Consider the following 18977-nt stretch of genomic DNA (forward strand, 5'->3'; position numbering starts at 1 on the left):
ATATTAATGAATAAAAGTAAAACAAACCAATAAATAAGAATTACGGGAATCCGCAGATATCGATCATTAATCAATAATACTTGTCTTTATCTATTAATAATCAAACCGTTAAAATTACAGGAATATTTTTAATATTGAATATGCAAAAATGATTTTTTATTAGTTTGCAGTTTGCCAAGCTGTAGAATTACTAAATGGCGTTTTAAAATTTATAATTCAAGCCATCCTGTATTTTCATAACTATAAACTAGCTATAATATCTTCAAAATCAGCTTTGATAAATTCCCAGTATTTGCCTTTAAAACATATTGGGTCAAAATCATTATCCGCAATTTCAAAATTGACAAGATTTGATATAATTAAATTACGATCATGCGTGTAAGGGTAGCGATGTTCATGTAATTCCAGCATATGCATTATAGAATACTTTCCTAACAATTCGTGCAAGTCCCAAAAGTCCTTTTTACGCCCACCGCGCTGTACCACATCAATTTTCATTGCTATAATTTCTTCAATAGATGCTAAGCGAATTTCATCTTCTACAACCATATCTTTAATAAAAGAATCCGTATAGAATACATCTAGTTTTACTGTATTTTCAGCATCTGTCCCAATCGTATAAGATTTCCCCATAGCTGGAGCTACATTTGACAGGTAATCTACATAAGAAAAAGAATTTTTTAAATAAATATCAATAGTCTCAAAATCTAAAGTTCCATAGTCTACATCCGAAAAAAGATCAATATCTATAGACTCACGATGACCTAAATGCAAACTTAAGGCTGTCCCTCCGACTAATCGAAAAGAGGAAAAAACATCTGATTGCATTAATCTAATAAGTGTACTCTTAAGCAGTTCATTAACTGTGTTGTAATAAAGCATATAAATATCTTATTGTTAATGCAGTGACATTGGTTCAGTTTTATTTGAAGCTAAAACCTCTTGAATTCTATCCAAACCGTAAAAACGTTCTATCTCTTTCTTTTCTTCGTCATTACCTCTTTCAAAAACACGCTGAATAACAGCTTTATCCTGCTTTTTCCAATCAATTTTATGAATATCCGTATCCCAAAAAAGTATTTTTCGAATAATACCCAAATCAGGATGAATTTTACTCAGCTCGTTTTCTTTAACCTTTTGGATATCATAAAAAGTTTGTAACATCGCAAAAGTCCCCTCTTCTAATCCTAAAGCTTGATCAACTTTTAAAGACAAAGGAATTGGAATACCTCGTTTCCCTTTAAGAATGGCGTTAAAAATCTGTCTATGAGTATCAACAGACAATGCAAAGGGACTTGGCTTAATCGAACGCTTATTAAGTTCTCGTTCTAGTATCAGACCTGGATGTATACCTTTAAAACGTTCTAATCTCTTTTCCATAATCAAATGTAATCAAATTTGATTACATTTTAAAATTTGTGCACAATAGATTACCAACAAATTAAATTCAAAAGCAAAAACAATATTAGCCTTAATAAAAGACAATTCCCAATAACCAAACTCTTTACTCATATTTCAACCAAAGCATCCCATCTAAACCTCTTATTCTCTCCATATTTTACATATCCCAGTTGATTGGTCAACATATTTGTTTCTCCTACTTTAAATTCAGAAACATTACGATGATGATGTCCATAAATCCAACTATGAATCTTCGATGATTCAATATAATCATCTAAATCCGTAGCAAAAGCTTCACTTATATTACTGTTTAAATACTCTTGCGGATAATTAAGATAGGTCGGAACATGATGCGTAACGACTATATTTTGCTTTTGATCATCAGATGAAACTGTTTTTTTAATGTAATTAAGATTTTCTTCAAAAAGTTTATTACAACGATCTACAGAGAATAACTGACTACCATCTCTTATTACCTTGTAATCATACAATCCATTCTTAATAAAAAAAGACATTTCTGGTGAAATATTCGTCCATAATGTAGAAAAAATAATTCGCACACCTTCCCTTTCAAGAGTATAATTGTTTACCAAAAAAACATTTTCCATTATTTTTTCTTTAAACGCTGAAGTTCTACCTTCCAAAGTACCGTGATAATATTCATGGTTTCCTGCTATCCAATATGTTTCTTGAAAATTTTCAGAACAAAATTTCAAAAAGTTCTTAGCAAGATCCATATTTTTAAACGGAACTATATCACCAGCTAATATCAAAATATCACCAACTGGAAGTAAAGGATTCTCTTCAAGAAATCTTTTATTCTCTGGAAATTCTAAATGCAAATCCGAACAATACTGTATTTTCATAAGAACAATTTATGAAACAATATACTTGTTATTCATCAAAGTTGCTATATTCAAACCATAAAACACATACCTCAATGTCAAGATCAATACGTAAAACCAAAATATTCGGAGTTGCCACAGCTATATCGGAGAAACAAGATAAACGACTATGGAATCGAAAATTTAGAAAAGTATGTAAAAGATTAATTAAAGTGGAGAAAGAACCTCCTATCAACATCAATAGCGTTACTAATATCTGGAGTGGTGCAAAAGATGGAAGACGATATGTTATAAGCGCTACAAAAAAAGATATGAGGAAATAAGTGTCTTTAGAAATTGTAATTAACCATATTTAAGGTAATAAAACAGCGAATTTTAACTATAATATCCTTCAATTTTCCTTATCTTTACACTAATAATTTATTAAACGAAACAGCGTAAGCTATCGTATTGGTTAGACTGAAATTGCGACCTTCATTTGACAACCAACTTTCGATAGACTTACGCCCGTGCCTGATATTGGGCGTGGGCTAAGTCTTTCTGGTTGTCAGGCCGTCGCAAGCCTCAGTCTTGGATTGATCTTAGTTTCACGCCTTTCTTTATTTCTCAAAATAAACTTAAAATGGCACAAGAAAGATTTTATTACAGTTCTAAAAGTTCCCCCTTAATTTCAGCTGATGAGTCCATAGTAAATCAGATTTTAACGATGTATGAAGATGGAACTTCGGTTGGCTTGATTAAAGAAACATTCCCAGATATTAAGATTAACAACAACCTTTATATGTTTCTGCCTTATGTGATCACCGATGATATTTGTGACTGTGGTAAACCTTTGTACAGAAAAACAAAAGGCAGAACATCATTCGCTGCAGAACTCATTTATTGTCCAGCTTGTAGACATGATGAAACACCTGATTGTTTATGTAAAACTTGCATTTTAAAAAGAAAAAATGAGCTTGAGGCTAGAAAAATGCATTTTTATAAAACTTGGGATAGTTATTATGACAATACTTATAACTCAGATATTGAATTAAGTAATCTAAGTATTTATGAAGAGGTTCAACTAGTTATACTAATTCACGAATACTTTAATAAAGAATCAAAATCCTTCAATTTCATAAATGCTCGGCTAATTGAAGTAAATTTCGGTGTACGCCAACTTCCTACGGAGATCTTTAAATTCACTAAAGCATTTATTGATAAAAAGATCCTTATACCAGAAAAAGAAGTCGAATATTCAACCTCTCTCGACCATTATGGTGACTTAGGTCTTTTTCAACCTCAACTAACTTTGGCTAATTGCCAATGGACACTCAATTTAGCGAAAGATGGTACTACTTTGACTGTAGGAGAAATCTTCAATTATCTTGTCAAAAAAGATTACACAGCTGCTCAACGTGAGATATTGTGGAAAGAATGCTATCAAGAAAGTATAATCAACTACTTTGAATATAGCACCAGAAACTATGCAAATTTTGATCTTATTAAACAAAATTTAGAATTAATTGCAGATGAACTATTTAATCACTACAGCTTATCAAAATCCTACAGATTAATCTATTATGGCATACAACGAACATTAACGCATAAAGCAAAATATAGTACAACGATCAAAAGTGCAAATAGCTATCTGCGAAACTTGATGCTATCAAATATTGAGAAGTACAACCTTCCAGAACATAAGCCAAATTTAAAAGACTTCAATCCTGTAGAATTATCAGAATCCTACTTCACGCATTATATCAAACGCTACATTTTGCGAAGTAATCAAGAGTATTTCTATTACAACTTGGCTGACATTAGACACAAATTTTAATCACATAAAACTATTAAATCATGAGAACAATTATCAAAATTTCATTCCTTCTGGTCGCGCTTATCAGCTTTTCTTGCAGCAAGAACGATAATGATAAACCAAGCCCGAACAAATCATCTAAAAAGGTCGTAGAATTAAAAATTAGTTGCGGCTCGAACTATCCTGATTATTCTGCTAATCTAGGCTTACAGGTAGCGAGTGTGGACGCTGACTTGAAAAGTGACTTCAAGTTTGTAGGCATAAATTCTACTTTATCGATATTTCATGAAGCAAGCATAATTCATCAAGCCAACCTATCCCCGATCCCTAACGCTACATCAAGTATCAAAACTTCAGCTGCTGTAAGTACCTTCACTATTTCATCGGTGTTTACCAATTTGAAAGAAAATGCTAATCCGCTAACAGTGACGTATGAATTTTATGTTGACGGCAAAAAGACAACGACTAAAACACTTGTCTTTGAACCAAATAATTATGCCGCTAAATCATTGATTCTAGATGTCACAAACACAAAAGAACTAATTGAAAACTAAACAATTAAACACAAACAGCATTATATATTTATATAATGCTATTTGTATATATTTATATAACCTCAAAATATATAATTATATAAGTTTCTAATATATATTTATATAACTATTGAATATATAATTATATAATAATTTAACGCCTCGTCCTTCTTCTTTTTCTTCTTTCCTCTTCATCTATTTGTTCAGCGCTAACACTACCAAGTAAGCCACTAAGATTGCTAATAAGGGAATATGAATCATGAGATATCCCGTTAGAAATAGATTCTTCAATCTAAAAAAGCCCCTAATTAGGAGCTTATGAGTGTTTTAATACATTTTGTTGTTTAGTTGTTTTTATAGGTTACTTTCCGATACAAAACTTAGAGAATATATTCTCCAATAAATCATCTGTTGTAACTGTCCCTGTAATTTCGCCAAGGTGATGTAAAGCTTGGCGGATGTCCATGGCTAGGAAATCTGAAGTTACGGGATTGTCTATTCCGTATAGCACCTTTTCCAAAGCAGTTTGTGTATGTTGAAGTGCTTCAACGTGACGTATGTTTGTGACCATTACGTCGTCCGTATTGATATTCGATAGATTCACTTGATTTAATAATTCATCTTTCAGCTCTTCTATTCCGATTTGTTCTTTTGCGGATATATACAAAGGATTTAGGACAGCATAAGATGCACGTTGCTCTTCACTAATTAGATCAGACTTATTGATTATCGTCACAAAAGGAATATTCAATTCTTTTACTTCTTCAATTTGAGACTGAACATCAGCTATAGAATCTTGAGTCGGATCGAAAAGATACACAATCAAACGAGCTTGCTTCATCTTCTCAAGGGTACGTTCCACTCCTTTTGCTTCGATTACATCTTCAGTCTGGCGAATACCAGCAGTATCAATAAATCGAAATGTTACACCTTTAATATTGATTTCATCCTCTATAGTATCACGAGTGGTACCTGCGATGTCGGATACTATTGCACGTTCTTCGTTTAATAAGGCATTCAATAAAGTTGATTTACCAACATTTGGCTTTCCAGCGATTACTACCGGAACACCATTTTTAAGCACATTTCCTTGTTCAAAAGACTGAATCAAACGCTGTATAACATTGTAAATCTGCTTAATAAGACTCTTCAGTTGATCACGATTAGCAAACTCTACATCTTCTTCAGCAAAGTCTAATTCTAATTCTATTAGAGAAGCGAAATGAACTAAATCTTCACGTAGTTTCTTCAATTGATTGGAGAAACCACCACGCATCTGCTGCATAGCAATTTGATGTGACGCTGCTGAATTTGACGCGATCAAGTCAGCTACTGCTTCTGCCTGTGAAAGATCAAGACCACCATTCAAAAATGCACGCAATGTAAATTCACCAGGTCTCGCTCCACGCGCTCCTTTTCGAATTAATAGATTGATTACTCGCTCTATTATATATTTGGAATTATGAGTAGAGATTTCCACCGAATTTTCTTTGGTATATGAATTTGGTCCAATAAACAGCGATACTAAAACCTCATCTATAATTTCTTCTCCTTCTCGTATAGTTCCAAAATGAATAGTATGTGAAGACTGTTTTGTTAAATCCTTACCTTTAAATACCGAATTAACTATTGTAATCGCTTCTGTTCCTGATATACGAATGACTGCTATAGCACCTTGCGCTCCTTGAGAAGTAGCTAATGCTATGATAGTATCTTGTGAATTGGATGTGCTCATTGACATAATCGCAAAGTTAGAAATTTTTAATTACTTCAATCATCGATAAATAATGTATTAGCAAGACAATAAAATGTATAATATGAAGAATTGGCACAATTGTTACACGGATTTCTTTATTGAAAAACATTATATTATTTAAACTTAACAAGGTCTTTACAATCAAATACATTTGATTTATATATTTTTGTTCATCAGTATTATCCAATTGAATATGAATTTTGTAAAAAAACTATTTTTCTTCATATCCTTATTACCCGCTATTTTACTTGCTGACACCTATCCAGAGGTTATTTTTGACAATAGTATAGTTCGAGGAGCGTATGCAAAAAGTAAAGTTTTGTATACGGGTGATAGCTGGGTAGAAAACGTTAATAAACATCTTTTGGTGTCTGATACTCTATTTTTCACGCCAGGGAATTCATTGTCTTTAAAATATCTTTCATCAAAAGGTGGATTTTGGGAAACTTCCGTCAATTATAGCAGACAAAAGTATAATTATACTGTCGATGATTCGGATGTATTGAGTATTAGAATTAACATCAAATCAACCAATACAACCTTGAAAGATTTGCCCAAATTGTTTATTAGACATCAACACTATGCTTCTGACACTCTTTCGTTGGAAAAATTTATTACAGCAATAGAATATAATAAGTGGATTCATCTGAAAATTCCAGTAAAAAATTTTAGAATAACAAATAAACAAGCTCCTATTTTGGGTATTGGATTTGCACAACATACAGCTTCAACTCATTATCATCATATTTTTATTGATCAGATAGAGTTTTTACCAATTAAATATTCTGAAATCCCTTTGCAATCTGCTGCAATATTAAGCGAAGCCAAGGGGTATGATAAAGCTGTCCATTTGAGTTGGCAATTGCCCTTAACACCAAGTATACGTTATATAAAAATTTATAGATCAGAAGACGGAAAGGAGTTTCAACCTGTCAGCATAAGGCCAATTCATATGCAATCATGCTTGGATATAGTTCCTTTGATCGGGCAAAAGTATTATTACAAAGTGACGTGGATGGATTTCAATTACAAAGAATCACCTGCTTCTACGGTCAAAGAAGTCGAAACTAAACCAATGAAAGATGAAGAAATTATTCGATTGGTACAATTGGCTAATGTGAACTATTTTGTTGAAAATTTTGATATCAATAGCGGTATGTATATGCCATTTAGGTCAAAAAATAAAGTTATTGTGTCAACAAAAGAAACTGCAGGAGCTATATTATCATTAGTTGTAGGTGTTAAAAATGATTTTGTAAAACGTCAAACAGCATTAAATAGAATTTCGAAAATTGCCTTTTTCTTGCTAAAATCACAAACCAAAAATGGAATTTTTCCAGCTTATTATGATGCAAGAAAAGGTGTACCAGAATACAGAAGTGATAAAGCGATTTATGATGTACAAGCTACTGGCTCTATTATCGAAGCCCTACTTATCGCCAGAGAGTTCTTTAATGAAAATAATGAGACAGAGAACGATTTACGTAAACGCATTACGCAGATTTATCAACAAGTAGATTGGTCATCGTTACTTGACAATAATGATCTTTTGAAATCAAAATTGGCATTATTAGAAGAAAACGACAGCAAAAATTTGCCTTTAAGTGGTTTGGAAAATGCAATTAACACATATTTGTTAGCTATTGGTGAATCAAAATTTGCTATTACAAGTTCGACATATTTTAATGCCGTGTACAGCAAATTTGAAACTATAAAGCAAGATACTACGCAATCTATAAACCCGTATTTTTATAATGAAACAATTACGGAAGATGAATTCCATGCTTTAAAAACAACTCATAAAGTAGATACTACTGTTCAGATTTCCGTTTTAAATTCTCATGTTGCATATGGTTTAGATTTACCTTTTGGTAAATTGAATCGCAGTTTATTAGATTTATATGAACCATTTTTGACTATTCGTCCCGAAAGCATAAACGATTCATTAACAAACTGGGGTAAAGCATTACAAAATTATTTACATTATGTAAAACGTCGAGACAATGAAATAGGTTTAGGCGCAAGTAATAGCGATATTTGGGGTTTTTACAAAAGTAATGATAGCGTATCTGGGTATAGAATTAATCCTGCTATTGGTCCTTCGTCTATTAGCATCGATAAATCAATAGGTACAAAATCTATTATAAGCTTATATAAACAATATGGCAATATTCTATTTACAGAATATGGTTTCAGGTCATGGTTGGATTTGCAGAATGACGATGTTTCAGATGAATATAACTCAGCAAATCAAGCAGCTATAGCAGTAATGATTGAAAATGCTAAAACAGGGCTGATTTGGGATTTGTATGATAAGATTCCTGAACTAAAATCTAAAAGAGAAGCCTTATTCGGAAATAAAAAATAATAATTTAAAATCTTTATATTAGCAATATACTTAAGTTACATTTATATGAAAAAAATACTAGTATTCTCCGTATTAGCGGGTTTGATGTCATTAAATTCTTGTAAACAACAACAATTGACGGTTCTTCCTGGAGCTGTAGTGAGTAAAGACGGAACTGATGATGGATTGAAGAATGTCAAAGGAGACTTTAACGATGCTACTCGTACGGATGAAGGTATTAAATTCTCACTATCTTCAGATGTGCTTTTTCCTTCTAACTCTTCTTATTTGACTGATAAAGCTAAAGCTGAATTAGATAAACTTACCAGAATATTGCGTACACAGTCAGATAAAAAAATCCGAGTAGACGGACATACTGATGCTACAGGAGAAGTAAATTATAATGTGTGGTTATCGGAGAAGCGCGCAGCTTCTGTTAAAAAATTTTTGGAAGACGCAGGTATTACAGCCTCTAGAATTACGACAAAAGGTTTAGGCCCAAATAATCCTATTGCTGACAATAAAACAGCAGAAGGTCGTCAAAAGAATAGACGCGTTGAAATTATAATTTTGAATTAGAGGTATATTCAATTAAAAATGGCTCAATTAATAATTGAGCCATTTTTAATTGGCAACCGTCAAATTTAAGTGCTTTTAAGAAATCAACACATTTTCCTTAATAGATTTAGGAAAACAATTAATATAAACTGTCGTTCCTACATCTTTATTGGATTCAATAGTGATAGATCCTTTTAAATTTTGAACCCGAGAATACATACTCTTCATACCCAACCCGCCTTTCGTCATGGCTTCATGAACATTCATTCCTTGACCATCATCCTCAATAGATATAATAACCATACCCGAAGTATAATCTGTTTGAATTTGTAATAATATATTTTTGGCAATTGCATGCTTCACGATATTGTGCAACACTTCTTGAATTATTCGATAAAGAGTAATTTCGTCCTCCATAATAATATTCGTCGGAATACTAATCAATTGAAGATTAATATTTAGCTGATCAGTTTGAATTTTCTTAGTATACTGCTTTATCGCTTCTAGTAATCCAAACTTTTCGACGATTAAAGGCGTAAGGTTATATACTATACGGTTTAATTCTTGTTTTGTATCATCGATATAATCCAAAATACGATTTGTATGTTGCGTTTCGTTAGCATTCAATTTTGCAGATTCTTGATAACTAAATAAAGCGATTTTGATAGAAGATAATAGTCCACCAATGCTATCATGTAAATCCGTAGCAATTCTATTGCGCTCTCTATCTTCTACTTGTTTAAGAAGTGTCATTTCATCGATGACACGATTATTCTTTTCTTCTTCCAACTTAACTTCCAAAAGATCAAGTTCCTGCTTAGCCAAAATTTTGTTACGCTTCTGTGCTTTTAGTATTAAAAATAACACAACCAAAACAAACAACAGTAACATGCACAATCCACCAATAAATACTTGATTACGCTGTTTCGTAATTTCCGCCTTTTCATTGCTAACCTTTAATCGATCAATTTCTGCCAATTTCTCATTGAATTTCATATTATAGCTAAGTTCAACTGCATATAACTGCTGATTACTTAACTTTTGATGATCAAAAAACCGCAACAACCTATCATATGTTTCATAGGCTTTCAACTGTTGATTTGTAGCTTTATAAGCAGCAATCAAACTCATTAAAATATAATTTTTGTAATGATCCAAATCTGGATGTACATATCGGTCCAACACATCATTATATATTTTAATAGCAGAACTATAATCATTTTTATATGCAAATGCCCTCCCTTTAATGTATTCGCTAAACATAAGCTCAGAAGTATCCTTACCAACCAAAGCAATTTTATATGACTCTTCTATGCGTTTAAATGCTTCTGTAAAGTCACCTTCAGAAGCAGCGGTCAAACCTATTAAACTATTAATTCTAGACTTGTAAGCTACTGGTAGCTCACTTCGCTTTATTCGATCTGCTATGTAGATATATTTTTTTACGCTATCAATTTCATTTTTCTTAAAATACACAGAGGCTATTAAAGTTTCGCCCATCCCTGCAAAATTCGGATGCCAATTAAAATCTTCTTCTACAAAAATACCTTTACGCAAGTGTGATAATGCTTTGTCCAATTCATTAAACTGGTAATAAACACCACCTAATTTAAAATTGTGATGACGAATTATTTGTGCATTTTTAGTTTTGAGAATTATAGGGTGTATATCAGCATACACTTTAAGTCTACTGTTGTGATGCCCGAGTGCTGCATATGCATTTGCAAGATTACTACTTAGTAAAGCAACTTTCTCTAATATTTCGGGATTATTACTCTCACCGATATAATTAATGCCTCTTTTTGCAAATTCAATGGCTTTATCTAAATCACTATCTAAAAAACAAATAGCGTATGTATTGATTGTATTCGCATAGAATACAGTATCCCGCATATAGTTCGGGTTTTCTAATACGTGATTCTCTATATACTCTATTACAAAAGCCCTATTTGTTAAATAATTTTTATTAAGTAAATCTGTAATGTAGATTCGTAACTTTTTGTAATCTTTTTCTTTGTCGATTAAGAGATTCAATGAATCATTAAATTGAGCTAATTCTTTAGAAATAGGATGAGCAAAGTTGAAATTAACAAATACAAAAAAAACGAAAAACGTTCCTAAAAGCGTTTTTAACAATTTCATAGGTAAGGACAGGTTTTTATAACCTTAAAGGTAAAAAATAATATTTAATTTTAAAATACTATTTGATATTATTATCGTAATTGTTAAATAACCAGAGAAATAGAATATTTTTACACCCTTATGAATAAAATTTTCCAAAAAGCATAATACTATACTGTTTATAAAAAAGGATTAAGCTATTGCTTAATCCTCTTCTATTTTATTTCGCAAGACTTTCTTTCTTCTCTTTACTAATCTTCCATTGTAGCAAGCCGACGGAAGCTATAAACGTCACAATAGCAATAATAGCCAATCCCCAAATTGAATGCGAAACCATATCTGCTGTTCCGCGCTCGATAACGAGTGTTCTGAATATCTGCAAATAATGAGTCAGTGGAATACAATTCGCAATGCTTACCACCCAAGCTGGCATTTGACTCAATGGCCAAGTAAAACCACTCAAGATAAATGAAGGAGTTGCTACCACCATTAAGATTTCAGTTGCTTTCAATTGATTTGGAATCGCGATACTGAATAATATACCCAAAAATCCTACCGCCAACAAAAACAATAACGAACTTCCCCAGAAAGCAAAACCTTCAATATGTAACGGCATCCTGTACCATAAAGAATAACCATAGTATAAAGCATAAATTAATACCGACATCAATAGATACGGTGTGATTTTCACAAGCAATAATTCCAATACATTGGATGACTTAGCAATAAGCTCATTAAACGTACCTTTTTCAAATTCTGAAGCAAAGCTCAATGCCAATCCTAACATCATCACTTGTTGGAAAACCGTCAATAATACACCAGGAAGCATGAAATAAAGATAGTTTCCTGAACGGAAGTTTTCCTTAATAATCGTCGTTTTGAAAGGCTCATATTGTTGAGATGCTACATAAGATGGTACGCCTTTTTTCTCTAAAGCTTTAATCTGAATACCCGCTTTCAATGTACCAGCACAGACATTTACCGCCATCATTGCATAATTCGACGTCACGGTATTGGATGTATTCACAAACATGGTCACTTCTGTCGTGCGATTATAGTTGATATCTGACGAAAAATTCTTTGGAATATTTACCACTACAGTTGCTTGCTTGCGCAAAGCCTCTTCACGAGATTTGAAATTATCATGCAAAATTGAAGCTACATAAATAACCTCATTCTCATTAAACATATCGATTAGCTGTCTAGAAAGTGGTGTTTGGTCTTCATCGACAACCACAATCGGAATATGCGTCACAGTTCCTTTTTCGTACACCGAGCCTACGAGAACACCATACAGTATAGGAGCTCCCAGAAAAAGCATGACCAATACCTTATTCTGAAAGAATAATTGAAACTCTCTTTTGACTAAACTCAAAAAATTCTTCATAATCTCCTTATTTAGATTGTTCTACTACAAAAGTAGATTTAGTCAATAAATCGTTGCTTTCAGCAGGATTAACAGGTTTCAAACGCACTTCAAACATCGCTTCTTGTTGTTCGAAATCAGGATAAGCCGTATTAATATTCGCATAAGAAGTCAATGTACGGATAGTTTCTACTTTCGCTTGTAATTGTTTGTTGTCCAAATAAGGCACACGCAACGTTTTTACAGCTCCTTTTTGAAACTCTTTCACTTTGCTTTCTGGAACTGTTACACGGAAATAAGTTCCTTCAGTAATATACCCTGAAGCCAAGCTATAACCAGCCAATGCCAATTCCCCAACTTTCAAGTTTATCGTTTCGATAGACATATCTTGTGGCGCGATGATATAACGTTCTTTAGCCGCTACATTCACTTCTGTTACAGCGCCTATTGCTCGTTCTTTTTGCCCCAAAGCCATTTTTTGTTGCTCGATACGTGCACCATGCTGAATATCTGCAATTTCAGCTTGCGCAGCTAAATATTGGTTTTTTGCACCTTGATATTTTGCATAGACTTCATCATATTTTTGTTGTGACACCAATGAATCTTGCAATAAGTTGCGCATTCTATCTAAAGATTTTTGTGCAAAATCAAATTGTTCTTTCAAACCATCCACTTTGGCAAGCAATTGTTTCATTTGACCATCAGTAGCACCACGAACAGCCATATCATATTGCGCTTGCGCAGCTTCTAAAGCACCTTGCGCTTGTATAGCTTTCGCATCCACTTCTGGCAATTCCAATATAATCAAGGTATCCCCTTTGTGTACCAACTGTCCTTCTTCAACCAATATTTTTTGGATTTTACCCGGTATTTTAGTCGTTACCGACAATTGCTCTCTTTCTACTTTACCTTCTATACCTTTTTCAACTTTATCTGATGAACAACTTTGCACCAAAAAAGCTAAACCTATTATATATGCTATATTTTTCATAATTATCTAACGATGGTTTGATATAAATTTCCGTTTGCTTTTAATACTTCTGTTGCAGCAGTACGCTGACTTAATATTTGATTGTAGTAACTTAATGATTGTTTGTAATACTCATTTTCAGCTTCTAATCTTTCAGTCACATCTTGCAATCCTTCTTCAAATTGACGAGAAGCTAAGTTTAGATTATTCTTAGCGATAATCATTTGTTGTTGATTTACAGAAACTTTTTTCATCGCTAAATCATAATCAGATTTTGTTTTGCGTTGCAATAAGCTTAATTTTTCTTTGGTATCAGCCAACTTGTTATCGTTGATTTGTAAATCCAATTTTGCTTTTTCGACTGCAGCTTTATGCGATTTTCCTTCAAAAATATTCCATTTCATTCCTACACCAACCGCAAAAGCTGGAGCCAATTGCAAATGATTGGATTTTAATTTCAAATCCCCCAATTGTGGCACATCTTTAATCGTCGCATTCGAATTGAAAGCATTCAGGTAAGAAGCATTACCAAAAGCAAATAGCATCGGCAATTGAGCCCCTTTTTCCTTTTTCAAGACAAATTCATATGCCTTTTGCGAAGCTTCCAAAGCTTGTAATTCTTTACGATTCATCTGAGTAGCGCTATCATCAAGCACAATTTCTTGCAAAGAATATGAAATCGCTTGCAACTCGTCCATTGGCAAACCAGTCAGTTCTTCCAATTTGTAGTATAACAGTTCACGATTGCTTTGCACCTCAGCACGTTTGCTTTCCAATTCTAACATCGCCAACTTAATCTTATCACGGTCGTAAGGAATGGCAACACCGTTTTCGATAGCTTTAATCACTTTCAAGTGTTCTTTATTCAAACGTTTTTCCGAATCATTGATTAGCAAATTTACTTCCTTAAGCAACATTAATTGGTCAAAAGAAGTCACAATTTCTTGTGCCAATTGGTCGTAACTGGCTTCAGTCATCAACTTTTGTGCATTATATTTTTGCTCTAAAGCCTTTTGTCCATTCGTAATTTGCAATCCACTGAAGATTACCTGCGTAGCAGTCACTCCCGTTGCAAATAATTGGGTAGAAATATTAGCTTTGGTCGAACCTTCAAAAAGGTTGATAGCCGTAATAGGCAATTGTTGGGTAGGCAAATCCAAGTCCATGCCGCTATTTACATAACCATAAAGCGCATTCAAGGAAACTTTTGGCAATAATTTACCTTGCACCTCTTCCCTATCTAAAGCCACTTTCTTGTTTTCCAAAACCGCATTTTGGAAACTTTTGTTGTAGCTGACAGCAGATTCTACCGTTTTAGTAAATAGTTTTAATTGGTCTTGCGCCATCAATTCGTTGAAAAACAACATATTTGATAACATTATAAAACCGTAAGTAAGGTAATTTCTTTTCATTTCAAAGTTAAATTATCTCTATTGACAGTGCAAAACTAGATCTTCCTTACCTTTAAACTTTTCAGATATCTTAAAAAATGAAATTACTTCATACATCGTATTACAGAAAGTGTCTGCTGAGATACTCCCAGATAGGACGCAATATGTCCCAATGTAGCATTTTGAAGCAATGAAGGATTCTCTTTAAGTAAGGACTCATAGCGCTCATGCGCTGTCTCAAATTGGCTATTGTAGAATCGTTTAGAAAATGAGATTAGATTATCCAAAAGGATTTTTTCGATAATATGATTCATCGTAATGCTTTTATTAGCTAGCTCTCGGATAGGCGTAAAAGGCAACAGTGTTATTCTGCATGGAGCTAATGCTTGAAAACCAAACAAACTCGGCTTTTGGTAAAAAACACTCTCAATACCTGTGCTAAATGTGTTTTCGCCAAAAAAATAGTGCGTTATGTCTTTCCGATTTTTGTAATAAAAAACGCGTGTGAATCCAGATTCTATAAAATAAATATGCTTTAAGTAACTATTCGGCTCAAAAATCAATTCTCCCTTTGCATATTCCTTTGTTTCGCTGATAGAATCAAAGAAAATTTCCAAATCTTCATCAATATTGTACAGATTTTTGAAATGCTCGATTAAAGTCATAAACAAATATATAAATCAAAAGAGAAGTAAAGAAATTGAAAGATATAATATTACATTTACTGTAAAGAAAACACTAGCTTTATGAAATTAACAACACTAATCTATTGTTTAATATTATTTTGTGCTTCATGTGCTTCCATTAAAGATGTTGAAATAAGCAAACAATTGGCAGCAAGCAAATGTAATCAGCAGAATCTATATAGTTACAGCACAGCAGACTTTCCAAAGCCTTTAAATGAATTGTATATACATACCAAAATACAAAATTCAATATCAGCACCTAGCTTGCATATTGCGAATACTATCGGGATAATAGACTATTTGAATGCGTATGCAGAATTAAAAACCTCCCAAAGCTCGGAAGAAAACATTGAAAATCGACTAAAAATACTTGAACTCAAACAGGCTATAGACCATCAAATAAATAATGCCTCATTAGTAATATCTGCTGTGTCTTCTGAATTGGATTGCGAGGAAGAGCGCGTAAGTCAAATTGCACATTATATATCCGAAAAACAAGGGACTCAAGAATCAAAATTAACGATAGGCGCTATTGTGTTAGGTGCTACTGGAGCGATTTTGACAGGAGGTGTCATTAAGAATGATAAAGCAAGCAATGCTGTAGGGATTAGTACGGGTATAGCTGAGGCAGGATTAGGTCTGACGATGTTGTTCAATAAACGAAAAATTGACTTTTATCATGAACGAAATATTCTTCAAGACATCTGGGAAGGACCAGCCGTTTCCAAGCTTTTTCCATCTTTTATATGGTATTATCTCAATTCGGAAGACATTAATAAAAACTCTTTACGAAAAGATATTATTGACAAATGGTCCCAATTTGGACAAATTGATGAAAATTCAAAAGACATAGCTGACCTATATTTTGGTAAAGGTGGAAAATACACAGTCGATGATTTGGAAAATCGCGCAGATATGTACGACCAATTGGAATCACAGATTTATTTACTCAAACAGAAGCTAATGACTCTAGCTCAAGAAATTGACGAAATCAAATAATTGTATTAACTTACATGTAAATTTTAAATTATGAAAACTGTATTCGCAAGTATTTTAGCCTTCCTTTTATTCTCTTCCTTTCAAGCCCAACATACCGAAACTCGCCAAATAGGTGCACATCAAGGCATTTCAGTAGCCACAAACTTGAATGTATCGTATATTGAATCCAACAAAAATGAAATTGTAATTGATTGTGCAAACAAAAATCATATTGCATTAATAATGACCGAAGTCGAAAATGGAGTTTTGACTATTCAATACAAACCTAATACCAAGATAAACAGTCTAAAACAGAATAAAATAACCGTTTATTCCAATTCTAAACTAAAATATTTAAAAGCCTCTTCAAGCGCAAGACTAGCAGTTGATTCTCCTATATCATCAGAATCCGTATCAATCGTATCGACCTCTTCAGGAAAAATTAACGCCCGTCATATTAAAGCAAAAGACTTAGACATTCAAATTAGTTCTTCTGCAAACTTCGATGCCCATATAGATGTATCAAAACTTATGATCACTGCTTCTAGTTCAGCAAAAATATTCTTAGCTGGAAAAATTGAAGATTCTAATATAAAAATGAGTTCTTCAGCTAAACTTGATTTAACGCAAGCATCAGTTCGTAACTTAGTGTGTGAAGGCAGTTCTTCTGCTAAATTAAACATTATGACAGCCCAAACATTGAGTAGTATTCTTTCTTCTTCGGCAAACATTACTTACGAAAAAGAGCCAGCAGAAATACTTCAAAATAAAACTTCTTCAAGTGGTAAATTGATAAAAGGGACATAATTAACTAAATATTTGGTATAATTTGTCGTCTAGATATTTAGCATCATTGAAATATTTGGCTTAAGTATTACAAAAACTATTTGATAAATAATATTTTTTATCTACTTTTGCACTTCCGTATGTACGGAAAATTTAAATTAACATAATTATTTAAACAATGCAACAGTACGAATCTGTAATCATTCTTACCCCGTTGCTTTCAGAAGATGCTGCGAAAGAGGCAATTGCTAAATTCAAAAACATCTTAACAGAAGGCGGAGCCGAAATTATCGCTGAAGATAATTGGGGTTTGAAAAAATTAGCGTATCCAATCCAGAAAAAATCTACTGGATTTTATCACTTAACTGAATTCAAGGCTCCAGGTGAATTAATTAAAAAATTAGAGCTTGAATACAAGCGTGATGAGCGTGTTATGCGTTTTATGACTATCGCTTTAGATAAGCATGCAATTGCTTACAGCGAGAAAAAACGTAGCGGTGCATTCAACAAGAAAGCTGAAACTAAAACTGAGGAGGTAGCAAAATAATGTCAAAGGAAAACATCCAATACGTGACTGCTCCTAAAGTAGAGGACAACCGTAAAAAATACTGTCGTTTCAAAAAGAATGGTATCAAATATATCGATTATAAAGATGCTAACTTCTTAATGAAATTCGTTAACGATCAAGGTAAAATCTTACCTCGTCGTCTTACTGGTACATCATTGAAATTCCAACGTAAAGTTGCTCAAGCTGTGAAACGTGCGCGTATCGTAGGCTTATTACCTTACGTAGCTGATTCATTAAAATAAGGAGGATACGATAAATGGAAATTATATTAAAACAAGATGTTAAGCACCTTGGTGAGAAAGACGATATCGTAGTAGTAAAACCAGGTTACGGTCGTAACTACTTAATTCCTCAAGGATTTGCTACATTAGCAACTTCATCTGCTAAAAAAGTGTTGGCTGAGAACATCAAACAAGCTCAGTTCAAACAAGAGAAAATCAAGAAAGATGCTACTGAATTAGCTGCTAAATTAGAAAACGTTAAGTTATCTATCGGTGCTAAAGCTGGTGAGTCTGGTAAAATCTTTGGTAAAGTAAATAGCATCCAAATTGCTGATGCATTGAAAGCTCAAGGTTATGACGTTGACCGTCGCCGTATCACTTTCGAAGTAGAGCCTAAATCTGTAGGTGAATACATCGCAAACTTAAACTTACACAAAGAAGTGAAAGTTCAAGTTCCTTTCGAAGTTGTAGCTGAATAATTATTTATTCACTCAAAATATAAAGGAGATAACCCATGGTTATCTCCTTTCTTGACTTTGGCTAGTTTCTCATATATATGAAAGAAGAAACAGCATTATTCATGATTTTACCTTGTTTCGCTAATTTATTTTCAATGTTCACGAAGTCGGTTAAATTGATTTTTGAGCTTATAGCC

At 33.0% G+C, this 18977-nt stretch carries 19 protein-coding genes; 10 read left to right on the forward strand and 9 right to left on the reverse strand.

Annotation, left to right across the window (positions count from 1 at the left end):
- Positions 1–240 precede the first annotated feature (240 nt).
- The 3 genes from GOQ17_RS08800 to GOQ17_RS08810 all read right to left on the reverse strand — a co-directional run bounded on the left by GOQ17_RS08800 (position 241) and on the right by GOQ17_RS08810 (position 2267).
- Complete coding sequence (locus GOQ17_RS08800) at positions 241–882, reverse strand: nucleotidyl transferase AbiEii/AbiGii toxin family protein (RefSeq protein WP_159636959.1); 642 nt, start codon at positions 880–882, stop codon at positions 241–243.
- A gap of 15 nt (positions 883–897) precedes the next feature.
- Entirely contained in the window at positions 898–1380 is a 483-nt protein-coding gene (locus tag GOQ17_RS08805) for a helix-turn-helix transcriptional regulator (protein ID WP_159636960.1), read from the reverse strand.
- 128 nt (positions 1381–1508) lie between these two features.
- The gene (locus GOQ17_RS08810) at positions 1509–2267 is read right to left on the reverse strand and encodes a metallophosphoesterase (RefSeq protein ID WP_159636961.1); all 759 of its coding nucleotides are present in this window, start codon (positions 2265–2267) and stop codon (positions 1509–1511) included.
- A gap of 74 nt (positions 2268–2341) precedes the next feature.
- On the opposite strand from GOQ17_RS08810, the gene GOQ17_RS08815 reads away from it, so the two are divergent.
- The 3 genes from GOQ17_RS08815 to GOQ17_RS08825 all read left to right on the forward strand — a co-directional run bounded on the left by GOQ17_RS08815 (position 2342) and on the right by GOQ17_RS08825 (position 4595).
- Positions 2342–2569 (forward strand): hypothetical protein, encoded by a 228-nt coding sequence (locus tag GOQ17_RS08815; RefSeq protein ID WP_159636962.1) that lies wholly within the window; start codon positions 2342–2344, stop codon positions 2567–2569.
- A gap of 299 nt (positions 2570–2868) precedes the next feature.
- Positions 2869–4062, forward strand: a complete 1194-nt coding sequence (locus GOQ17_RS08820; protein ID WP_159636963.1) for a hypothetical protein — start codon at positions 2869–2871, stop codon at positions 4060–4062.
- A gap of 20 nt (positions 4063–4082) precedes the next feature.
- Positions 4083–4595 (forward strand): beta-barrel fold lipoprotein, encoded by a 513-nt coding sequence (locus GOQ17_RS08825; RefSeq protein WP_159636964.1) that lies wholly within the window; start codon positions 4083–4085, stop codon positions 4593–4595.
- A gap of 340 nt (positions 4596–4935) precedes the next feature.
- On the opposite strand, the gene mnmE is transcribed toward GOQ17_RS08825, so the two are convergent.
- Positions 4936–6315: a tRNA uridine-5-carboxymethylaminomethyl(34) synthesis GTPase MnmE gene (gene mnmE / locus GOQ17_RS08830; RefSeq protein ID WP_159636966.1), complete on the reverse strand. Its 1380-nt coding sequence runs from the start codon at positions 6313–6315 to the stop codon at positions 4936–4938.
- A gap of 208 nt (positions 6316–6523) precedes the next feature.
- On the opposite strand from mnmE, the gene GOQ17_RS08835 reads away from it, so the two are divergent.
- Both GOQ17_RS08835 and GOQ17_RS08840 read left to right on the forward strand, forming a co-directional pair.
- Positions 6524–8698 (forward strand): glucoamylase family protein, encoded by a 2175-nt coding sequence (locus GOQ17_RS08835; protein ID WP_159636967.1) that lies wholly within the window; start codon positions 6524–6526, stop codon positions 8696–8698.
- 45 nt (positions 8699–8743) lie between these two features.
- Complete coding sequence (locus GOQ17_RS08840; RefSeq protein WP_159636968.1) at positions 8744–9256, forward strand: OmpA family protein; 513 nt, start codon at positions 8744–8746, stop codon at positions 9254–9256.
- Between the two features lie 75 nt (positions 9257–9331).
- Here the strand turns inward: GOQ17_RS08840 and GOQ17_RS08845 are convergent, their stop codons facing one another.
- The 5 genes from GOQ17_RS08845 to GOQ17_RS08865 form a co-directional block, all read right to left on the reverse strand.
- Positions 9332–11377, reverse strand: a complete 2046-nt coding sequence (locus GOQ17_RS08845; protein ID WP_159636969.1) for a tetratricopeptide repeat-containing sensor histidine kinase — start codon at positions 11375–11377, stop codon at positions 9332–9334.
- A gap of 199 nt (positions 11378–11576) precedes the next feature.
- Positions 11577–12743: an ABC transporter permease gene (locus GOQ17_RS08850; RefSeq protein ID WP_159636970.1), complete on the reverse strand. Its 1167-nt coding sequence runs from the start codon at positions 12741–12743 to the stop codon at positions 11577–11579.
- Between the two features lie 7 nt (positions 12744–12750).
- Entirely contained in the window at positions 12751–13713 is a 963-nt protein-coding gene (locus tag GOQ17_RS08855) for an HlyD family secretion protein (RefSeq protein WP_159636972.1), read from the reverse strand.
- A 2-nt stretch (positions 13714–13715) separates the two neighbouring features.
- On the reverse strand, positions 13716–15104 hold the full coding sequence (locus GOQ17_RS08860) for a TolC family protein (protein ID WP_159636973.1): 1389 nt from the start codon (positions 15102–15104) through the stop codon (positions 13716–13718).
- Between the two features lie 83 nt (positions 15105–15187).
- Positions 15188–15748 (reverse strand): Crp/Fnr family transcriptional regulator, encoded by a 561-nt coding sequence (locus GOQ17_RS08865; protein ID WP_159636974.1) that lies wholly within the window; start codon positions 15746–15748, stop codon positions 15188–15190.
- Positions 15749–15829: 81 nt separating this feature from the next.
- On the opposite strand from GOQ17_RS08865, the gene GOQ17_RS08870 reads away from it, so the two are divergent.
- The 5 genes from GOQ17_RS08870 (at position 15830) to rplI (ending at position 18801) form a co-directional block, all read left to right on the forward strand.
- Positions 15830–16768, forward strand: a complete 939-nt coding sequence (locus tag GOQ17_RS08870; RefSeq protein WP_159636975.1) for a hypothetical protein — start codon at positions 15830–15832, stop codon at positions 16766–16768.
- A gap of 30 nt (positions 16769–16798) precedes the next feature.
- Positions 16799–17554, forward strand: coding sequence for a GIN domain-containing protein (locus GOQ17_RS08875; RefSeq protein ID WP_159636976.1), 756 nt, complete (start codon positions 16799–16801; stop codon positions 17552–17554).
- A gap of 157 nt (positions 17555–17711) precedes the next feature.
- Positions 17712–18080 (forward strand): 30S ribosomal protein S6, encoded by a 369-nt coding sequence (rpsF, locus tag GOQ17_RS08880; protein ID WP_159636977.1) that lies wholly within the window; start codon positions 17712–17714, stop codon positions 18078–18080.
- A complete protein-coding gene (rpsR, locus tag GOQ17_RS08885) occupies positions 18080–18343 on the forward strand; it encodes a 30S ribosomal protein S18 (protein ID WP_149915452.1) in 264 nt (87 codons plus the stop codon). The genes rpsF and rpsR overlap by 1 nt, the downstream gene beginning before the upstream one ends.
- Positions 18344–18357: 14 nt before the next feature.
- On the forward strand, positions 18358–18801 hold the full coding sequence (gene rplI / locus GOQ17_RS08890; RefSeq protein ID WP_159636978.1) for a 50S ribosomal protein L9: 444 nt from the start codon (positions 18358–18360) through the stop codon (positions 18799–18801).
- The last annotated feature ends 176 nt before the right edge of the window (positions 18802–18977 follow it).

It is taken from the genome of Sphingobacterium composti (assembly GCF_009829075.1).
GTDB lineage: Bacteria > Bacteroidota > Bacteroidia > Sphingobacteriales > Sphingobacteriaceae > Sphingobacterium > Sphingobacterium composti.